The 15,736-nt window shown below is 66.9% G+C and carries 15 protein-coding genes and 1 tRNA gene; 8 read left to right on the top strand and 8 right to left on the bottom strand.

All coding sequences use genetic code 11. The annotated features are described in order from the left end of the window. Window positions 1-21 precede the first annotated feature (21 nt). Entirely contained in the window at window positions 22-690 is a 669-nt protein-coding gene (locus DFR72_RS11730; protein ID WP_090062688.1) for a GAP family protein, read from the bottom strand. Beyond that, entirely contained in the window at window positions 687-1,253 is a 567-nt protein-coding gene (locus DFR72_RS11725; protein WP_090062689.1) for a TetR/AcrR family transcriptional regulator, read from the bottom strand. Before DFR72_RS11725 ends, DFR72_RS11730 begins: the two co-directional genes overlap by 4 nt. A 67-nt stretch (window positions 1,254-1,320) precedes the next feature. On the opposite strand from DFR72_RS11725, the gene DFR72_RS11720 reads away from it, so the two are divergent. From DFR72_RS11720 to DFR72_RS11705, 4 genes are read left to right on the top strand one after another with little or no spacing between them, the layout of a single operon-like run. Beyond that, complete coding sequence (locus tag DFR72_RS11720; protein ID WP_342768644.1) at window positions 1,321-2,265, top strand: ABC transporter ATP-binding protein; 945 nt, start codon at window positions 1,321-1,323, stop codon at window positions 2,263-2,265. Then, window positions 2,262-2,969, top strand: a complete 708-nt coding sequence (locus tag DFR72_RS11715) for an ABC transporter permease (protein ID WP_090062693.1) — start codon at window positions 2,262-2,264, stop codon at window positions 2,967-2,969. Before DFR72_RS11720 ends, DFR72_RS11715 begins: the two co-directional genes overlap by 4 nt. Continuing rightward, window positions 2,951-4,108 carry a sensor histidine kinase gene (locus DFR72_RS11710; RefSeq protein ID WP_114773661.1) on the top strand — a complete coding sequence of 386 codons (1,158 nt, stop codon included), beginning with the start codon at window positions 2,951-2,953 and terminating at the stop codon, window positions 4,106-4,108. The genes DFR72_RS11715 and DFR72_RS11710 overlap by 19 nt, the downstream gene beginning before the upstream one ends. Continuing rightward, window positions 4,105-4,710: a response regulator transcription factor gene (locus tag DFR72_RS11705; RefSeq protein ID WP_030475129.1), complete on the top strand. Its 606-nt coding sequence runs from the start codon at window positions 4,105-4,107 to the stop codon at window positions 4,708-4,710. The genes DFR72_RS11710 and DFR72_RS11705 overlap by 4 nt, the downstream gene beginning before the upstream one ends. Here the strand turns inward: DFR72_RS11705 and DFR72_RS11700 are convergent. After that, window positions 4,707-5,387 (bottom strand): squalene cyclase, encoded by a 681-nt coding sequence (locus DFR72_RS11700; protein ID WP_342768643.1) that lies wholly within the window; start codon window positions 5,385-5,387, stop codon window positions 4,707-4,709. The two genes, DFR72_RS11705 and DFR72_RS11700, sit on opposite strands and share 4 nt — an antisense overlap. Before the next feature lie 372 nt (window positions 5,388-5,759). On the opposite strand from DFR72_RS11700, the gene DFR72_RS11695 reads away from it, so the two are divergent. Next, window positions 5,760-5,842, top strand: a tRNA-Leu gene (locus DFR72_RS11695). On the opposite strand, the gene DFR72_RS11690 is transcribed toward DFR72_RS11695, so the two are convergent. The 4 genes from DFR72_RS11690 to DFR72_RS11675 form a co-directional block, all read right to left on the bottom strand. Next, window positions 5,824-7,572 (bottom strand): recombinase family protein, encoded by a 1,749-nt coding sequence (locus DFR72_RS11690; RefSeq protein ID WP_090062698.1) that lies wholly within the window; start codon window positions 7,570-7,572, stop codon window positions 5,824-5,826. The two genes, DFR72_RS11695 and DFR72_RS11690, sit on opposite strands and share 19 nt — an antisense overlap. A 150-nt stretch (window positions 7,573-7,722) precedes the next feature. Continuing rightward, complete coding sequence (locus tag DFR72_RS11685; protein WP_090062700.1) at window positions 7,723-9,801, bottom strand: cell division protein FtsK; 2,079 nt, start codon at window positions 9,799-9,801, stop codon at window positions 7,723-7,725. Further along, on the bottom strand, window positions 9,798-10,391 hold the full coding sequence (locus DFR72_RS11680; protein WP_245982820.1) for a hypothetical protein: 594 nt from the start codon (window positions 10,389-10,391) through the stop codon (window positions 9,798-9,800). The genes DFR72_RS11685 and DFR72_RS11680 overlap by 4 nt, the downstream gene beginning before the upstream one ends. Then, window positions 10,388-10,720: a hypothetical protein gene (locus DFR72_RS11675; RefSeq protein WP_090062701.1), complete on the bottom strand. Its 333-nt coding sequence runs from the start codon at window positions 10,718-10,720 to the stop codon at window positions 10,388-10,390. The genes DFR72_RS11680 and DFR72_RS11675 overlap by 4 nt, the downstream gene beginning before the upstream one ends. A gap of 790 nt (window positions 10,721-11,510) precedes the next feature. Here DFR72_RS11675 and DFR72_RS11660 point away from each other — a divergent pair. From DFR72_RS11660 to DFR72_RS11650, 3 genes are all read left to right on the top strand, one after another. Beyond that, on the top strand, window positions 11,511-11,894 hold the full coding sequence (locus tag DFR72_RS11660) for a helix-turn-helix domain-containing protein (protein WP_090062704.1): 384 nt from the start codon (window positions 11,511-11,513) through the stop codon (window positions 11,892-11,894). Between the two features lie 128 nt (window positions 11,895-12,022). Then, window positions 12,023-13,594, top strand: a complete 1,572-nt coding sequence (locus tag DFR72_RS11655; RefSeq protein ID WP_090062706.1) for a helix-turn-helix domain-containing protein — start codon at window positions 12,023-12,025, stop codon at window positions 13,592-13,594. Next, window positions 13,591-13,941 carry a signal peptidase I gene (locus DFR72_RS11650; RefSeq protein ID WP_245982818.1) on the top strand — a complete coding sequence of 117 codons (351 nt, stop codon included), beginning with the start codon at window positions 13,591-13,593 and terminating at the stop codon, window positions 13,939-13,941. Before DFR72_RS11655 ends, DFR72_RS11650 begins: the two co-directional genes overlap by 4 nt. Here the strand turns inward: DFR72_RS11650 and DFR72_RS11645 are convergent. Beyond that, a complete protein-coding gene (locus DFR72_RS11645; RefSeq protein ID WP_090062709.1) occupies window positions 13,930-15,480 on the bottom strand; it encodes a hypothetical protein in 1,551 nt (516 codons plus the stop codon). The two genes, DFR72_RS11650 and DFR72_RS11645, sit on opposite strands and share 12 nt — an antisense overlap. Between the last annotated feature and the right edge of the window lie 256 nt (window positions 15,481-15,736).

Here is a 15,736-nt window from a genome sequence, read left to right as displayed (position 1 = left end):
CAGCCAACCGGGCCAACCGGTTCACACGAAGAACAGCTTGGCGACAGCATCGCGGGCGACCAGGAATCCGGCGATGCCGAGGATCCAGCCCGTCGTGCTCGCCCCCTTCTCCGCGAACCACGTGCTGATCCTCGTGAGGAACGGCTCGACCCTCTCCCGCACGGCCAGCCTGGCGCCGAGCAGGAGGAGGGCCGGCAGGATCATGACCAGGCAGTACCCGGCGAGCAGCAGCCCGATCTGCCCCGCGTCGAGGTCCGCGGTGCTCATCATTCCGATCGCACCGAGGTACGGCAGCATCGTCGCGAGTTCGACCACGCCCGCCAGCACCGCGACTCCCGCCAGCGCGGCCGCAGACCCGTTGGCGTTGATCCGGTTCTGCCACTTGCCGGTGTCCGGCTTCTTCTTGCCGTCGAACCGGAAGCTGATCACGAACAGGAAGACGCCGATCACCAGCTGGATCCACAGCGCGACCGGCCCGTCGAGGTGGCCGACCACCTGCGACGCCCCCAGCACGATCAGAACGCCGACCACGAAGTAGAAGACCGTGATCGTGCCGAGGTAGACGGCGAACCTGCTCACCTTCAGCCGCCCCGGCGTGAGCATCAGCCAGATCGGGATGAACAGCGTCCCGATACTCGTCGAGTCGAGCAGCGCCAGCCCCGCCAGCGCCGCCACCAGTCCCAGTGTCATGTTCTCCCCCACAGTCGTTCGAGCTGACGGCCGATCACGCGCGCCGCCACCTCCCCTGTCATCACTTCCGGCTCCAGCGCCCGTTGCGCCGTCACCCCGTCGACCAGTGCCGCGAGCCCGACGGCCTCCCCGCCGTCCACACCCGCCGCTTCCAGCACGTGCCGGCACAGATCCCTGATCACACGTGCGCCCTCCACGTGCCGTTGGAGCAGCACAGGATTCGCAGCCGCACGAGCAGCGAACGCAAGCCACACACGTGCGCGCGGCGCATCGTCCACGAGCGCGATGGCACACAACGCCTTGTGCAGCCGTTCCTCGTGACTCCCCTCCTGCTCCAGAACTGTCGTCACGCTCGCCGTGAGCTCCTCGGTGAGCTGGTCCTGCGCGAACAGCAACAGCTCGTCCTTGCTGCGGAAGTACTTCTGCAGCAGGCCCGTGGTGGCACCCAGTTCCCTGGCGATCCTGGGCAGGCTCGCCGCGTCCAGCCCCTCGGCGTCGACCACCCGGTAGAGGGCGGCGACCACCTGCTGACGCCGTTCGGCGGGATCGGCGCGTTTTGGCACAGTCGTAAGATTACGTCCTTGATCTGATCACGGCAAGTCCGCGCGTCCGTGCGTCATGACATCTGTCATGGGGAACTGGTGTGTGGCCGCACTGCCGACACACCGTTTCTCCGGAGATCGTCAAGGCATGACAGCGATCGAGGTGCGGGGGCTGACTCGCCGGTACAGCGGGGGTTTCGAAGCTGTACGGGGCGTGTCGTTTGATGTGGAGCGAGGCGAGATGTTCGCTCTGCTCGGCACGAACGGTGCCGGGAAGACCTCGACGGTAGAGGTGGTGGAAGGGCTCTCACGCCCGGCCGAGGGGTCCGTGCGCGTGCTGGGCCACGACCCGTTCGCGGAACGCAAGCTGGTCCGGCCGCGGATGGGTGTGATGCTGCAGGAAGGCGGCTTCCCGCCCGACCTGACCGTGAGCGAGGCGGCCCGGATGTGGGCGGGAACGCTGACGTCGCCGCGGCCCGTCGACGAGGCGTTGTCCCTCGTCGACCTGGCCCATCGGGCGGCGGTGCGGGTGAAGCAGCTGTCCGGCGGTGAGCGGCGGCGGCTGGACCTGGCCCTGGCGTTGCTGGGCAAGCCGGAGGTGTTGTTCCTCGACGAGCCGACGACCGGACTCGACCCGGAGAGCCGGCGCAACACGTGGGAGCTCATCCGCGCCCTCTTGCGCGAGGGCGTGACCGTGCTGCTGACCACGCACTACCTGGAGGAGGCGCAGGCGCTGGCCGACCGGCTGGCGATCATGCACCGCGGCCGGATCGTGGCGCAGGGAACGGTGTCCGAGGTGGTGGACGCCTACCCGTCGCGCATCTCGTTCGTGCCGCCGCCGGGGATCGCGCTGCCCGTCGTCGCCGACGTGGAGTCGTCGGGGCGCGTGACCGTGCGGACCAACGAACTGCAGTCCACCCTGCACGAGCTCCTGGTGTGGGCTCAGCACAACAACGTCGAACTGTCCGGATTGGACGCCCGGTCGGCGTCGCTCGAAGAGGCGTTCCTGGCGATCGCGGAGGAGGCGGCATGAGGGCCGTGGCTGTGGGACAGGCCGAGCTGAAGTTGTTCTGGCGCAACCGAACGGCGCTGTTCAACTCGTTGCTGCTGCCGTTGCTGCTGGCGCCGGTGCTGTACTCGGTGGACGCCGACGGCGTGCCGCTGGTCGTCGGGCTGATCGGGTTCGCGCTGCTGATGGCGGTGTACTACAACCTCGTGACCACGTTCGTCGCGCGGCGTGAGGAGCTGGTGCTCAAGCGGCTGCGCGTCGGCGAGCTGACCGATCCGGAGATCCTGGCCGGCGCCGCCCTGCCGTCCGTCGTGGTGGCCTTGGGCCAGATGGTGCTCTACACCGTGGTCGTCGGGGTGATCACCGGCGTGTCGCTGCCGACGCGGCCGTGGTTCCTGCTGCTCGGCGTGCTCGGCGGCATCGCGGTGTTCGTGCTGCTCGCGGCGGCGTCCTCGGCGTTCACCCGGACCGTGGAGATGGCGCAGGTGACGTCGTTGCCGGTGCTGATGGCGTGCATGGTGGGCTCCGGCCTGATTTTCCCGCTCTCGGTGCTGCCCGAGGTGCTCGCCTCGGTGCTGGAGTACCTGCCGCTGACGCCGGTGCTCGAACTGCTGCGCGCCGGGTGGGCCGACGGCCCCGTGCTGAAGCCGTTGATCGTCCTGGCGGTGTGGATCGTCCTGGGGACCTACGCTGTGCAGCGGTGGTTCAGGTGGGATCCGCGGAGGTGAACTTGCTCGGCTGGTGGCGGTCGCGTGGCAGCGCGGCGCGGTTCGACCTGTTCGTCCGCTACACGTTCTACCTCAGTTACGTGTTCCTACCACCGCTGCTGCTCACCAGCCTCGCCTCGGAGATCAGCGCCGCCGCCCTGGTCGTGCTCACCGCGGTGGTGCTGATCTACGTGGCCCTGAGCTGCCGCCTGGTCCACCTCGGCATCGAGCACCACCTCGGCCGGGGGCCGTTCCCGCGCACCCTGCTGACGACCTTCCTGGTCGCCACCTGCGCGGTGCTGGCCGCCGGCGCCCTGACGTACCCGGATCCGTTGCCCGGCAAGTCCGACAGCCCGGGCGACGGCATCTCGGTGATCTTCCTGGTCCTGGCGATCACGACCCTGTCCGCCGTGCTCCGCCCGCGCTACGTCGTGCTGGCGGCCGCGGCGGGCGGCGTCTGGATGCTGCTCACCGCACCGCCGGGCCACGCCCTGTTCATCACCCTCATGCTGCAGTTCCTGGTGGCCGCGTTCCGCTCGACCCTCTGGATGCTCGCGATCGTCTGGGAGCTAGACCGCTCCCGCGAGGTCCGCGCGAACCTGGCCGTGGCCGAGGAACGCCTCCGCTTCGCCCGCGACCTGCACGACGTGGTGGGCCGCAACCTCTCCGCCGTGGCCCTGAAGGCCGACCTGGCAGCCCAACTGGCCCGCCGCGGCCGTTCCTCGTCGGCGGTGGACGAGATGCTCGAGGTCCGCCAGATCGCCCAGGACTCCCTGGACGAACTCCGCGCCGTGGTCAGCGGCTACCGCACAGCCGACCTCTCGGTGGAACTCGCGGGCGCCCGCTCACTCCTGGCCTCCGCGGGCATCGACTGCCGGGTGATAGGCGACGTGACGTTCGACGGCGAACCGGCCGGCGCCCTGGGCTGGGCGGTCCGCGAGGGCGTGACCAACGTCCTGCGCCACAGCGAGGCCAAGACGTGCACGATCACGTTGCGCGGCAAGGTCCTCACGATGACGAACGACGGCGTCCCGCCGGACCCGTTCCGCTTCGGCAGCGGCCTGACAGGCCTGCACGAACGCGTAGCGGCCCTCGGCGGCTCCGTGACAGCGACCCCGGAAGCCCCCAACCGCTTCGTCCTCACCGTGGAGCTCCCGTGATCCGCATCCTCCTGGCCGACGACGAACACCTGATCCGAGGCGCCATGGCAGCCTTGTTGTCACTGGAAGACGACCTCGAGGTAGTAGCCCAAGCAGCCACCGGCGCCGAAGCCATAGCCACCGCCCGAGTGGTCCGCCCGGACGTGGCAGTGATCGACCTGCAAATGCCAGACCTCGACGGCGTGGCGGTAGCCCAGTCCCTGGCCCTCGAGCTGCCGACGTGCTCCACCATGATCGTCACCAGCCACGGCCGCCCAGGCCACCTGAAACGCGCACTGGCAGCAGGAGTACGAGGCTTCCTGCCCAAAACCGTCTCCTCGGACGTCCTGGCCACAGTGGTCAGAACCGTCCACACAGGAGGCCGCTACGTGGACCCGGCCCTGGCCGCCGAGGCCATCAGCGCAGGCGACAGCCCCCTGACCCCACGAGAAGCAGACGTCCTGGAACTAGCACTGGAAGGCGCCCCCATCGAGGAAATAGCCCGCCGCGCCTCCCTCTCCCCAGGCACGGTCCGCAACTACCTCTCCTCAGCAGTGGGCAAAACCGGCGCCTCGAACCGCCACGAAGCAGCCCGCTTCGCCAGGGCAAAGGGCTGGATCTAACTCTCCCACCACCGAAGAACCCTCATCGCGTAAAAGGTGAGCCACTTGGACGGCACCCCCTTCTCAACATCGATCTCGAACCACACGCGCCCAGGATGCCGCCCACCCTGCAACCAGGTCCCATCCGCCTGCCGAGCAGCCCGAACCACCTCAACAGCCTCAGCCATCCGAGGATCCTTCACCCCGGCGGCCCGGAAGTAGTCCAACGCGTTGAGCACGCTGTACCCCCACCGAAACGGCGACCGGAACTCAAAGGCCCACTCCCCCACAGCAACCCCGGTCGACAACCGCTTATAGAGCGCCCGCTCCAACAGGTACTCGCCCCCACGCACCCGAGCAGCCCGAGTCCCCACAGTCCCGCCAGTGGCAACCTCGTGAGCCAGCAACCCTTTCAACGAGTTGAGCGTCGAGTGGAACGAAGACCGAACGGACCCCTCAACCCACTCGCAGTTCCACCCACCATCCTCGAGCTGATGCTCGACGAACCACTCAGCAATCCCCTCAACCGGCGCCCCAAGCCACACCCCGTTGGCCAAGGTCCAGGAGTTGATGCAGCAGTCCACCTCACCACCCCAATAGGGCAGCCCTTCGTACTCCCACCGACACCCAGCCGCAAGCAGCTCAACGGTCCCCTCAAGCACCGCCGCGTCAAGCCCCCACTCCCGCAACGAGGTCAACGACCAGGTAGTGGCCGTCCAGGGCTGCCCCTCCTCCTTCCCGTCGAACCCAGCGGGAAAGAAGGCCCCACCACCCCACATCCCATCGGCACCCTGAAGCCCGACCAACCGAGCCCCAAAGCCCTCACGACCAACCCGAGCCCGAGTGGCACGCCACACAGCCTCACGCGCCCCCACCAGATCCCGCTCGACCTGCCACCGCAACGCAGGGTCGGAGTCAAGCAACCACCCAGTAACCTCAACCACACAACGACCCTAACCCGCAGCCCGCCACCAGCACAGACACACCCCGGTCCCCCCGATTTTGGTGCGCGCTGACGATCATGTAACCTATGCACACACCACGGCGCGAGCCGGGGCTCAACTGAATACGTCCGGGTGGCGGAATGGCAGACGCGCTAGCTTGAGGTGCTAGTCCCCGAAAGGGGGTGGGGGTTCAAGTCCCCCCTCGGACACGAGCGTTATTCACCCCCACGGGGTTGATGGAGACATCAGCTTCGTGGGGGTTTTGCTTGTACCGAACTTGCAGGTCTATCGCTTCGTACAGCTCTTCCAACCTCGTCGGCGCGCTGCCTCTCAGTGCCGCGCTGACGTCTCCTATCAAGTCGATCGCCGCGTAGATCTCGGCTACATCCACCTCAACTGGTGCTGGAACGTTGTCCAGGGCTGCTCGTGACGCAAGCCTCTCGGCCTGCGCCTCGTTGATCGCCTCGACCAGCGCAGCAGGGTCCACACCGGCCATGATCGCGTTCTGAAACCTGGTCAGCTTGGCTTCCGCCTCAGCGAGCCTCTTCTTCGCGGCATCGCGACCGATCTGGATGACCGGCTCTTGCGAATCTATCAACGCGGCAACGGTCCGGTCGCGGTTCTTCCGGTCGAAGACGTTCCCCAGCCAGCCATTCACCGCATCCTGAAGAGCGTCCTCCCTCAAATAGACCGCGCCAGGATGTGACGCGAGCACAGGAGATCCCGGAGTCAAGGTGCGCGCCGGACACCGGTAATACATCGCCTTCTTACGCGGGCTGCCCTCCATCTTCCGCCCGCAGATGTCACACCGGATCCGACCGCGGAACAGGTAGCGGTGTTTCACTGCTCGTCCGGACCGCTCTGTCTTCCGTGCGGTCCGCAGGCTGCCCTTCGACTTCCGCAGAAGCTGAGCGGTCGTGAAGTCCTCGATCTCCACAATCTTCGGATGCGCCGGATTACGCGACCGGACCACTCGATCCGGACTGGCCTTCCGGAACCGCACCACGTGACCGGCTGATACGTCGTCAGGATCGAGCAGCGTCTCGTACTTCGTGGAACGGCCGAAGAACGCATAGCCGGTGTAGCGGGGGTTCTCCAGGATCGCCCGCACCGTGCTGCCTTGCCAGCCATCCGCGGGCCGATGCCTGTTCTGATCCGGACGTCGCGCGGACGGACACTGAATCCGATCGTGGTTGAGGCCGTTGGCAATTGCCCGGTCGCCCTTGCCGCTCAGGTACTCGGCGAAGATCCGCTGCACTACCCACGCGGACTCGTCGTCGATCACGAGCACTCGCAACCGGTACCCCTCCGCCGATTTGCGCGGATTCGGATGCAGGCCGCCGTCCACCGTGACGTACCCGTACGGCGCTCGGCCGCCCTGGTGCCGTCCTTCGTTGAGCACCTGGGTGTCCATCGCGGCCCGAACACGAGCCTGCACGTGCTGGCGCTCGGACTCGCTCATGCCACCGAGCACGCTCATCAGCATCTTGTGCGACGGGTTACGTGGGTTGTACTTCCCGCCCAACTCCGGCACCCACAGGTCAACGCCGTATGCCTCGAACCGAGGAGCTATCAACGAGAACTGGTTACCGAACCAGCACCTCGTCCCCTCCCCCACCACAACGGCGTTCCAACCACGGTGCGGGTTCTTCAGCGCTGCCAGCAACCGCGAAGCCTCGTCACGCCGTTCCCACGGCACGGACCGCGACTTGCCGATGTCGAAGAACTCCTCAACGATCCGACCACCCAACGGCCCGACGAACTTGTCCGCGTTGCCGAACTGCCAGCCGCGCGACGTCTCAGGGTCCTGGTTGTCCTCAGTCGAGCACCGGCCGTAGCCCGCTACCGGACCGATGCCGTCGTCCACGACTTCGCTGACCTCGATGCCCCACAGGTCATCGAGGGTTGCCCACGGGTCCCGGCTGATTTCAACAGTCATCGCACCTCCCTCCCGGGGGCCCGTTCAGGGCCTCCGCCTCGCTCAGCTCGAACAGGATGTCTAGCAGTATGCGGCTTACTCGCCTGGTGAGAACAGGTAGCTCCACCGGAAGGTTGACCTTCAGCTCTCGGCGTTCCGCATCGTCGCCGGTCATAGCTGGTCCACTCCCGGCAGGCCAGACGAGCCGATTTCAACGATCGCCGCTCGGATGTTCGCCGTTAGGTAGCCACGGACCCGCCGCGTGCCCTCTTCCTCCTGGACGTACTGCCTTGTGGGCCGGCAGCCAAGGTCGCCCATGTCCTTCCCGAACGTCGTGGGCTCGACGTTCAGCGCCTCCACCAGCTCGGCCGTGGGCACGAACTCCCGCTCGTCCAGCCCGTCCCCGAGGTAGTCCACGACCGCAGCCAACGGCTCCGGCAGCTCGATCTCGTCAAGACTCGCTCCACTGATCTCCCGCGCGGCCTCAGCGCGATGGACCAACGGCGTCTCCTGACCAGCGGCCTGCCCGGTCAACGTGCCTTCGGCCTCGCGGAGCGCACGACCTCGTTCGCAGATCGCCCGCCAGTCCTCGTTGGGCATGTAGAACGTCCGCACGGTCAGCGCGAGCACATCGGCCCCGGCTTGCGTCTCTCCGTCCGGCCGCAGGATGCCGACGCCCTTGTGCGACGGGAGCAACCGACTGCTGTCGTACCCGCGGGTGTTCATCTGCTCTCCGAGCACGATGTTGCTGTCCCGCCAGTCCATGACCCGCAACGCGAATCGTGACCCGAGCACCGCCCGCAACTTCGACGGAATCGTGTTGCTGTCCGGCCGCTGTGTAGCGAGCACCAGGACCAGGCCGGCCGCCGGAGCCTTCTTTGCGAGCCACGTCAGCAGCTCGCCGATCTGCTCCCCTGCCGTGAGCTTCTTCCCTTGCACCACAACAGGAGTGCGATCCTCCAGTGCAATGTGGACCTCGTCGACGATCAACGCCGTGATCGGCATGTCCAGCGACGGATCACGCGACATCGCCGGAGTCACCTTCGACTCAGGACACGTCACGTCGTCCAAGTCCTGCATCCGCCGATACCGCCGCTGAACGTCCGCGACCAACTCAACGAGCCAGTCCAGGAACGCCAACACGTGCTCGCTGTCGTCACCGGCCATGAACCGGTGTGCAACTTGCTCCGCCGCCTGCCAGTCCTTCCCATTCTTGAAGTCGGCGACGTACAGCCGCGCATACGGATCGAGGATGAGCCCCGCCGCAGCCAACCGTTCGGCCATCGTCTTGCCCTGCCTGGGAATCGCGCCGATCAACACAGACGTCCACACCAACGGCAGGTCGATCCGCCGGCCGCGAGCGTTGGTTCCGAAGGGCACCGGCCGCCACGCGTCCCACCGCTCGACCGCGAGCAACGGCGTTCCGATCGGCGGTGAGGCGTACGGGTCCTCATCTGCCACCCACATCGCCACACGACCGGCGTGGCCGCCGTTGCCGCGCACACGCTCGACACTCAGCTGGATTTCGTCCACTGCCAGCGCCGACGCCAGGTCCTCGCGATGCTTCACGACGTCGGCCGCCTTACGCGTGGCAGGCAGATCCACCGTGATCGCCCAACCAGCACCCTGCCGAGACGCGCGGTCGACCAACCGCAGCGACTCGTCCTTCCCGATCAGCTTGGCGTCCCGGAACGCGTCGACCAGCACCTGAGAGTCCATCGTCCACGTCAACGTGCGTGGTCCGGCGAGCACGGACTTCCGTCCTGGTGAGCCGTCCTTCGCCCGCCCGACGATCGCCAGCACGGCCGCGCCGACGCCTCCAACACTCCACAACACCAAGTCGCCGTAGAGCACCCAGGCCACAGTGATCACCGCACCACCAGCGAGCAGCACGGTCCCGGTGACCTTCCACCGGAACAACGTCAACGCGCGGATCTCAACGAACTTGTCCGCCAGCTTCTCCGACTGCTCGGCAGCGTCGCGGTAGTCCCGCACCCGAACCCAGTTCCGCCAGCCACGCGCCGCAACCACCAGGCCACGACCGACCGCACTCACACACCGGAGCGGAGCCCGAAGCACCCAAGCGAGCGCATCCTTCGCGGCGAGCTTCAACGCCTCGCGAGACTTCAGCGCCGGAGGCACCACACGCGAGTAGCGCCAGGTGGTCTCGACCCGCCGCACGAGCGCCGCACGCTCGTCGACCAGCTCACCTTCGAAGACCTGCTCGGCAGGCACCAATTCGCCGCTCATCGCTGGTCCCCGTTCAGCGCGGCCGCCAGCTTCGACGACAACCCGCGCGAACAACCTGTGACCTCACGGACCCAAGCCGGCGAGACCTTGGCGCTCGACTTCCGAGCCTTGCGAGCCACCGCCAAGTACTCCGCGAACGACGTCCGCGGAGCGGATGCCACGGCCTCCACCGTGGCACCAGCAGCGGTCCCAAGCTTGTCCCGCAGCTCCGTCACGGCCTCCGCAGCAACGAACACAACGAGCGGCGGCACCGAGTGCAACACCACAAGCGCCGCAGACCCGGCCACGAACGCACTCCAGGTGTTCATGACGTACGTAGCCCCGAGCGTGAACCACTTCGCAGCCCGCACCCATCCACCAAGCCGCACCCCGTGCCGAGCAGTCACCTGCTCGGCACGGAGGATCGCCAGCAGCACCAGCGACACCATCGGGTCCAACAGCCACGCCGCGGACCAGGCCAGCGACCACACCGCCGCACCAGCCGCCGCGAACTGCTGAACGTTGGTCATCGTGAACGCGAGCCCCAGCAGAATCCCGGTCCAGCACAACCGGTCCACCTGCACAGCAACCCGCTCGATCGGCTCACTCACTTCCGATCACCACCACGGCCGCGAGGCTCGTACGTGGTCACCGTGAGCGCCTTCGTCAGCGTGTACGACGCGAGCAACGCCGGCACCCCAAGCACCGCGAACAACAGCCAGCCGCTCCCGCCGTGCGTCACGACCACCCACTGAACGATCACGATCAGCACGGCGTTCACGACCACACGCCCACCGAGCGACATCAGCCGAACGCTCGTCCGCGCCGCGTTCGCCGCAGCCTTCGCCCGACGAGAACCAGCCCGCCAGACCAACACCAGAACCAAGAGGACACCGACCGCGGCCAGCACCTGAGTGGGCGTGACGCTGATGGCGTTCATGAACGCGGCCCCCTCTCGGCCCGTTCACCGCGCTGAAGCCAGTGCCGGTGCACCTCGCGCCGCTCGTCCTCCGGCTGCGCACCCCACACACGACCGTCTCAGCGCCAGCAGTGCGCAACTCCAGTTCCAAGCACTCGTCCCGCACGGGACACCCGGAGCACTGCCGCTCAGCCAGCTCCCGATCGGTCAATTCCTCGTCCGCCCACGGCGGTTCGCCCGTGAACGCCCACATGCACAGCCCGTCGCTCTCGACGACGTCGGTCAACTCATCGATCGGCACCCATCGCAAGTGGTCCAGCAACCAGGCAATGCCGACCAGCCGCAGATCAGTCACGAAGCCCCCCCCCCCCCCCCCCCCCCCCCCCCCCCCCCCCCCCCCCCCGGGGGCGGGCCCCCCCCCCCCCCCCCCCCCCCCCCCCCCCCCCCCCCCACCCCCCCCCCCCCCCCCCCCCGGCTCCGAGAGCACTCGCCGAAGCGAGCTTCCGGAGACGACGAGACGGCCGTACTGGCGCTCAGCCGTCAACAGCCCGAGCCGGATCGCCCGAAACACGAGTCCCTGGCTGATACCGAGCACCCAAGCGGTCTCGCGGATGGTGTGAACAGAAGACAAAGAAGTACGCATAGGAATAGGCCCTTCAAAGAGTGAGCTGACGATTTCAGCTCTAATTGATTGATTTCAGCGCGCACGAGGGCGCACTTGATCCCGCACAGCGCGAAATGCGCCGTGTCACGTCTCCAAACAGCGCAAGGCGGCTAATATCAGCGCCGAGGCGGAACGCGGAGGAATTACGTGTCGGAGGATTGGGCGGCAGTCGCCAGAGCCATCAACGAGCGCGTGAACGAGCTCGGCTGGCGTCAACGCGAGCTAGCAGAACGCTCGAACGTCTCCCAGGCGATCGTCCGCGAGATCCAACACAACACAGTGGAGCGCCGGCGGGGGCCGCGGACGCTGGAGTCCTTGTCCACAGCCATGGGCTGGCATCCGATGCACCTCGACGCGGTGCTGCACGGCCGCCGCCCACCCGAGCGAGACGAGCCGATCACCGACCCCGGCGACTCGCTTTGGTCGCGTTTGGACAGTGTCGAACAGCGCCTGATCGACATCACCGAACGCCTCGACGACCTGAAGTCGGACCTCGCGTCGGTAGCGAAGCAAGTCCGCGAGAACCGGTAGCGCGGTGCGTTTCTGCTGGTTGAGCGCTTTGATTTCCATGCACCAATTCCAGCGTGAATCGGCGCCCGAACCCATGCATGTCCAATGCAAGTTCAATGCAGGTTCTGCGCTCCGGGGGTAGCGCGAGCATGAGCGTGAACGACGAGTGGACCGGCCAATCAGCGCGCTGCCTCCAAGCAGCACTGCGCATGACCCACGAAGCGTTCGCCGAACATCTAGGCATCGGCGTTCGCACAGTGGCCTCCTGGCACCAGAAGCCGGACACCAAACCGCGCTCCGGACTCCAGCGCGAACTCGACAAGGCCCTGACGGCCGCGCCAGCTGACGCGGTCAACCGCTTCCACGAGCTGGTCAACGGCGGCCCGCTGGAACTCCCGGACGGGGCGTCCGCAGACGCCGAACTCCGCCTCAGCGAAGACGCGACGATCGTCGCCGCTCTGAACTGGCTCGACACCCACGCAGGCTGGGACCCCGGCACAGCCCGCCGCGAAGTAGCCGCACGCCTGGCAGCCCTCGATCTGCACGCACTTCAGGACCGCGGAGTACTCCGCGGTCGCGTGAACCAACGAGACACCGCCAGTGCACTCGCGGACTACTACGGCACCTCGACCACCGGCCACGGCCGCTACTCAGCGACGTTCGGCACGAACACCGCAGCCTCCACGACCGTGCTGACGCACCCGGACTGGCTGGACCTCGACTGCCCGCTGTTCCCCAAGCACGACAAGCTGAAGCTCGCCAGCGTAACCCCAGCCGACAACATCACGATGGACGAGGCAAGCGCAGACCGCGCCGCGCAACGGCTGGCCGAAACGCTGGCCCTGGGACACCGCATGGTGAACATGCCACTGTTCCGCTTGCTCGACGTGGACATGCGCAAACACCAGCTCGCGGGCACCGTGGGCGTGACGGACTTCGTGGGGTACGTAGTGACGATGGACCTGCTCGAGGGCGAGCTGGTTGACGCACTCACAACCGACAAGCCGACGAGCCGAGGCTCACTCCCCCTCCGCGACACCTACATGCCGAACCTGACGGCCGCGCTCAACGTCGGCGACCGAATGTGCGCAGGCGGAGCCCTCGCGCTCACGGCCATCGCCCGCCCCGACGACTGGGTCCGCAGCGAGCCGGACTACCTCCTGCTCGTCCAGGAACGATCAGGCCATGTGATCAACGCGGCCCGCCGCCTGGCCGTGATCCCCAAGGGCTTCCACCAGCCGCTAACGGACTTCCGCGCCGACACACAGGTTGGTGCGACCCTCCGTCGCGAGATGGAGGAGGAACTGTTCGGCCGCGACGACGTGGACAACACCGTCGGCGAACAGCGCCATGCTGACCCGATGCACCCAAGCCGGCTCTCCGAGCCGATGCGCTGGCTACTGGCCGAACCTGGCCGCCTTCGCATGGAGTGCACAGGCTTCGGCCTCAACCTCGTGAGCGGCAACTTCGAGTTCGCCAGCCTCATCGTCATCGAGGACGAGGAGTTCTGGACGCGCTACGGCGGAGACGTCCAAGCCAACTGGGAAGCGACCCGTCTGCACCAGTACTCCAGCCGCGACGCGGAGCTCCTGGACGAACTCGTGAACGATGTAGCTTGGAGCAACGAAGGGCTCTTCGCCCTTCTGCAGGGCCTACGCCGCCTCCGCGAGATCGGCGGCAGCCGCGTAGACCTGCCAGAGATCGAATGGGAGATCAGGTGACCGCCAACTGGCAAGCCGGCAACGCCGCGGACGACAGCACGGAGACCCGCGGCTGGCTGGTCGGACACTTCATCGACCCGTCGATCGGCGTCCGCTCCCAAAAGGACGTCGAAGTGAAGTGGGGAACCCACCCCGCCGGCGACAAGCGTCCAGATTGGACCGCAGACGACCAGCGCACGACCCTGGTCCTGTTGGTAGAAGGCAACTTCCGAGTAGACACCACCGACGGCAGCAAGACCATGAGCCGTCAAGGCGACTACATCATGTGGGGACCGGGCGTCGACCACTCCTGGGAAGCCCTCGCGGACTCCGTCGTCATGACCGTCCGCTGGCCGTCACAGACCTGACACCTCAAAGCTCGGCAGCTTCACCCGCGAGCTACCGACCTCACGCAACCGCCGGAGCCCTTGGAGCAACGCGAACAACCCTTCGTTGCTCCAAGCCTCCTTCTTCACCAGGTCCGTGATGAGTTCGCCGTCCAGGCTGGAATACAACGTCAGGCCGGACGCCTCCCAGTTCGCCTCAAGCTGCCCGCCGAATAGTGGCCAGAACCCCTCGTCCTCGATCACGACGAGCGTCGCGAACTCATAGTTTCCGCTCACGAGATTGAGCCCGAACCCGGTGCACTCCGTCCGCATCCGGCCGGCTTCGTCCTCCAACCACCGCATCGGCGCAGACCAACGCCCAGGATGCATCGGCGAGGCCACCCGCGAGGCACCCGCAGTCACGTCCACATCGCCGCGCCCGAACAACTCTTCTTCCAGCTCTCGCCGGAGCGTGGCACCGATCCGGACATCAGCCCGAGGATCGGTGAGCGGCTGGTGGAAGCCTTTCGGGATGACAGCGAGCTTCCCAGCAGCGTTCACCACCTGGTCTGACCGTGTCTGGACGATCAACGCGTAGTCCGCAGCGCCGCGGAACGGGTCCGCTGGCCGCGCAATCGCCACGAGCGACAGAACCCCACCCGCACACACGCGCCCGGCAACATCGAGCACAGCATCCATGTCCGGCAAGTACTTGTCCCGCAACGGGTTCAGAGCCCTAGAGCCGCTCACCACCGCGTCCGTCAACTCCGCTTCGAGCAGGTCCATTGTCAGCGCGTACTCGACAAAGCTCCCCACGTCGACAGCCCCACCAATGCCGCGTGCACTGACGTCGATCTCCGCCAACCGGTACAGCGGCAGGTTCGCAAACCGCACGTCAAGAGCCGCGGCCATCACGAGCCGCTGAACAGCCGCCTCTGCGCAACCCGCGCTCAAAACGGGTGCCGCCGCATCTCCCTGCACGAGGGTCAGCCGCTCATTGTCAGCATCGAGCGGCAGCCCAAGGCCGCCCCATTCGGACCGCGTGAACACGCTAGTCTCCACGTCCAAGCCCAGGCCTCGAACCCCGAACGTGTCGTTGACTCGGTAGTACCGCCTCACCGCGTCCGCGATCTGCCGCCGGCTGATTCGACCACGCAGTGCCCGCTGTCCCTGGAGCACTCCGACGTCAGCGAGCTTCAGCCCAGCACTCACCTTCGCCGCGGAAGAACCTGACAGCCAGCCAGCCGCGCCGTCCAGCCACTCGAACGCCCCCGCCAGGCCCGGATGAGCCGATATGCCGACTGAGCTTCCCCCAGAGCTGCCCTCCATCGGCGGAGACAGCAACACCTCGACCGTCGACCCGAACATGTTCTCCAGCAGCCGTGCGGTACTCGCTTTCACCTGGCCCAGAGGCTCGTCAGCAGACCGACGTCCAGCAACGAGCCGCTGAAGGTGCCGAAGCCCAAGCGTGCCCGGCTCCCTGTGCTCCCGCGCGTACAGCTCGGCTTCCTCGACAAACTCCTCCAGCGTCAGCCGGCGTTCCCAAATCCGCTGCTCAAGCACGGTGCGAAACGTCCGCATCGCCCCTCCCAACTCGCCAGGTCGCATCAGGACGTCCCCCGGTCGCCCACAGGCCGTTCCGCTGACCGAGCGCTGATGAAATCTTGATTTCAGTCTGACACGCCCACTCAACACCCGTCAGACCGTCCGGTGGCGTGAGGACTCCGCGTCCGCCTCAGACACATCACCGGACACCCCAAACGCACACCTTCCGGGAAGGGAGCGCCGTTGATCGCAATCACGATCGCCCTCAGCCTCGTGGCAGCGGCGACATGGA

It is taken from the genome of Lentzea flaviverrucosa, from assembly GCF_003350445.1.
Classification (GTDB): Bacteria; Actinomycetota; Actinomycetes; order Mycobacteriales; family Pseudonocardiaceae; genus Lentzea; species Lentzea californiensis.
This window is presented reverse-complemented; position numbering and strand designations above follow the sequence as displayed.

What these genes read in the sequence shown, in the direction of transcription:
- DFR72_RS11720 (WP_342768644.1), top strand. Translation starts at nt 1,321, where the DNA reads ATGGGGAACTGGTGTGTGGCCGCACTGCCGACACACCGTTTCTCCGGA.
- DFR72_RS11675 (WP_090062701.1), bottom strand. Translation starts at nt 10,720, where the DNA reads ATGAACGCCATCAGCGTCACGCCCACTCAGGTGCTGGCCGCGGTCGGT.
- DFR72_RS11685 (WP_090062700.1), bottom strand. Translation starts at nt 9,801, where the DNA reads ATGAGCGGCGAATTGGTGCCTGCCGAGCAGGTCTTCGAAGGTGAGCTG.
- DFR72_RS11645 (WP_090062709.1), bottom strand. Translation starts at nt 15,480, where the DNA reads ATGCGGACGTTTCGCACCGTGCTTGAGCAGCGGATTTGGGAACGCCGG.
- DFR72_RS11655 (WP_090062706.1), top strand. Translation starts at nt 12,023, where the DNA reads ATGAGCGTGAACGACGAGTGGACCGGCCAATCAGCGCGCTGCCTCCAA.
- DFR72_RS11715 (WP_090062693.1), top strand. Translation starts at nt 2,262, where the DNA reads ATGAGGGCCGTGGCTGTGGGACAGGCCGAGCTGAAGTTGTTCTGGCGC.
- DFR72_RS11730 (WP_090062688.1), bottom strand. Translation starts at nt 690, where the DNA reads ATGACACTGGGACTGGTGGCGGCGCTGGCGGGGCTGGCGCTGCTCGAC.
- DFR72_RS11690 (WP_090062698.1), bottom strand. Translation starts at nt 7,572, where the DNA reads ATGACTGTTGAAATCAGCCGGGACCCGTGGGCAACCCTCGATGACCTG.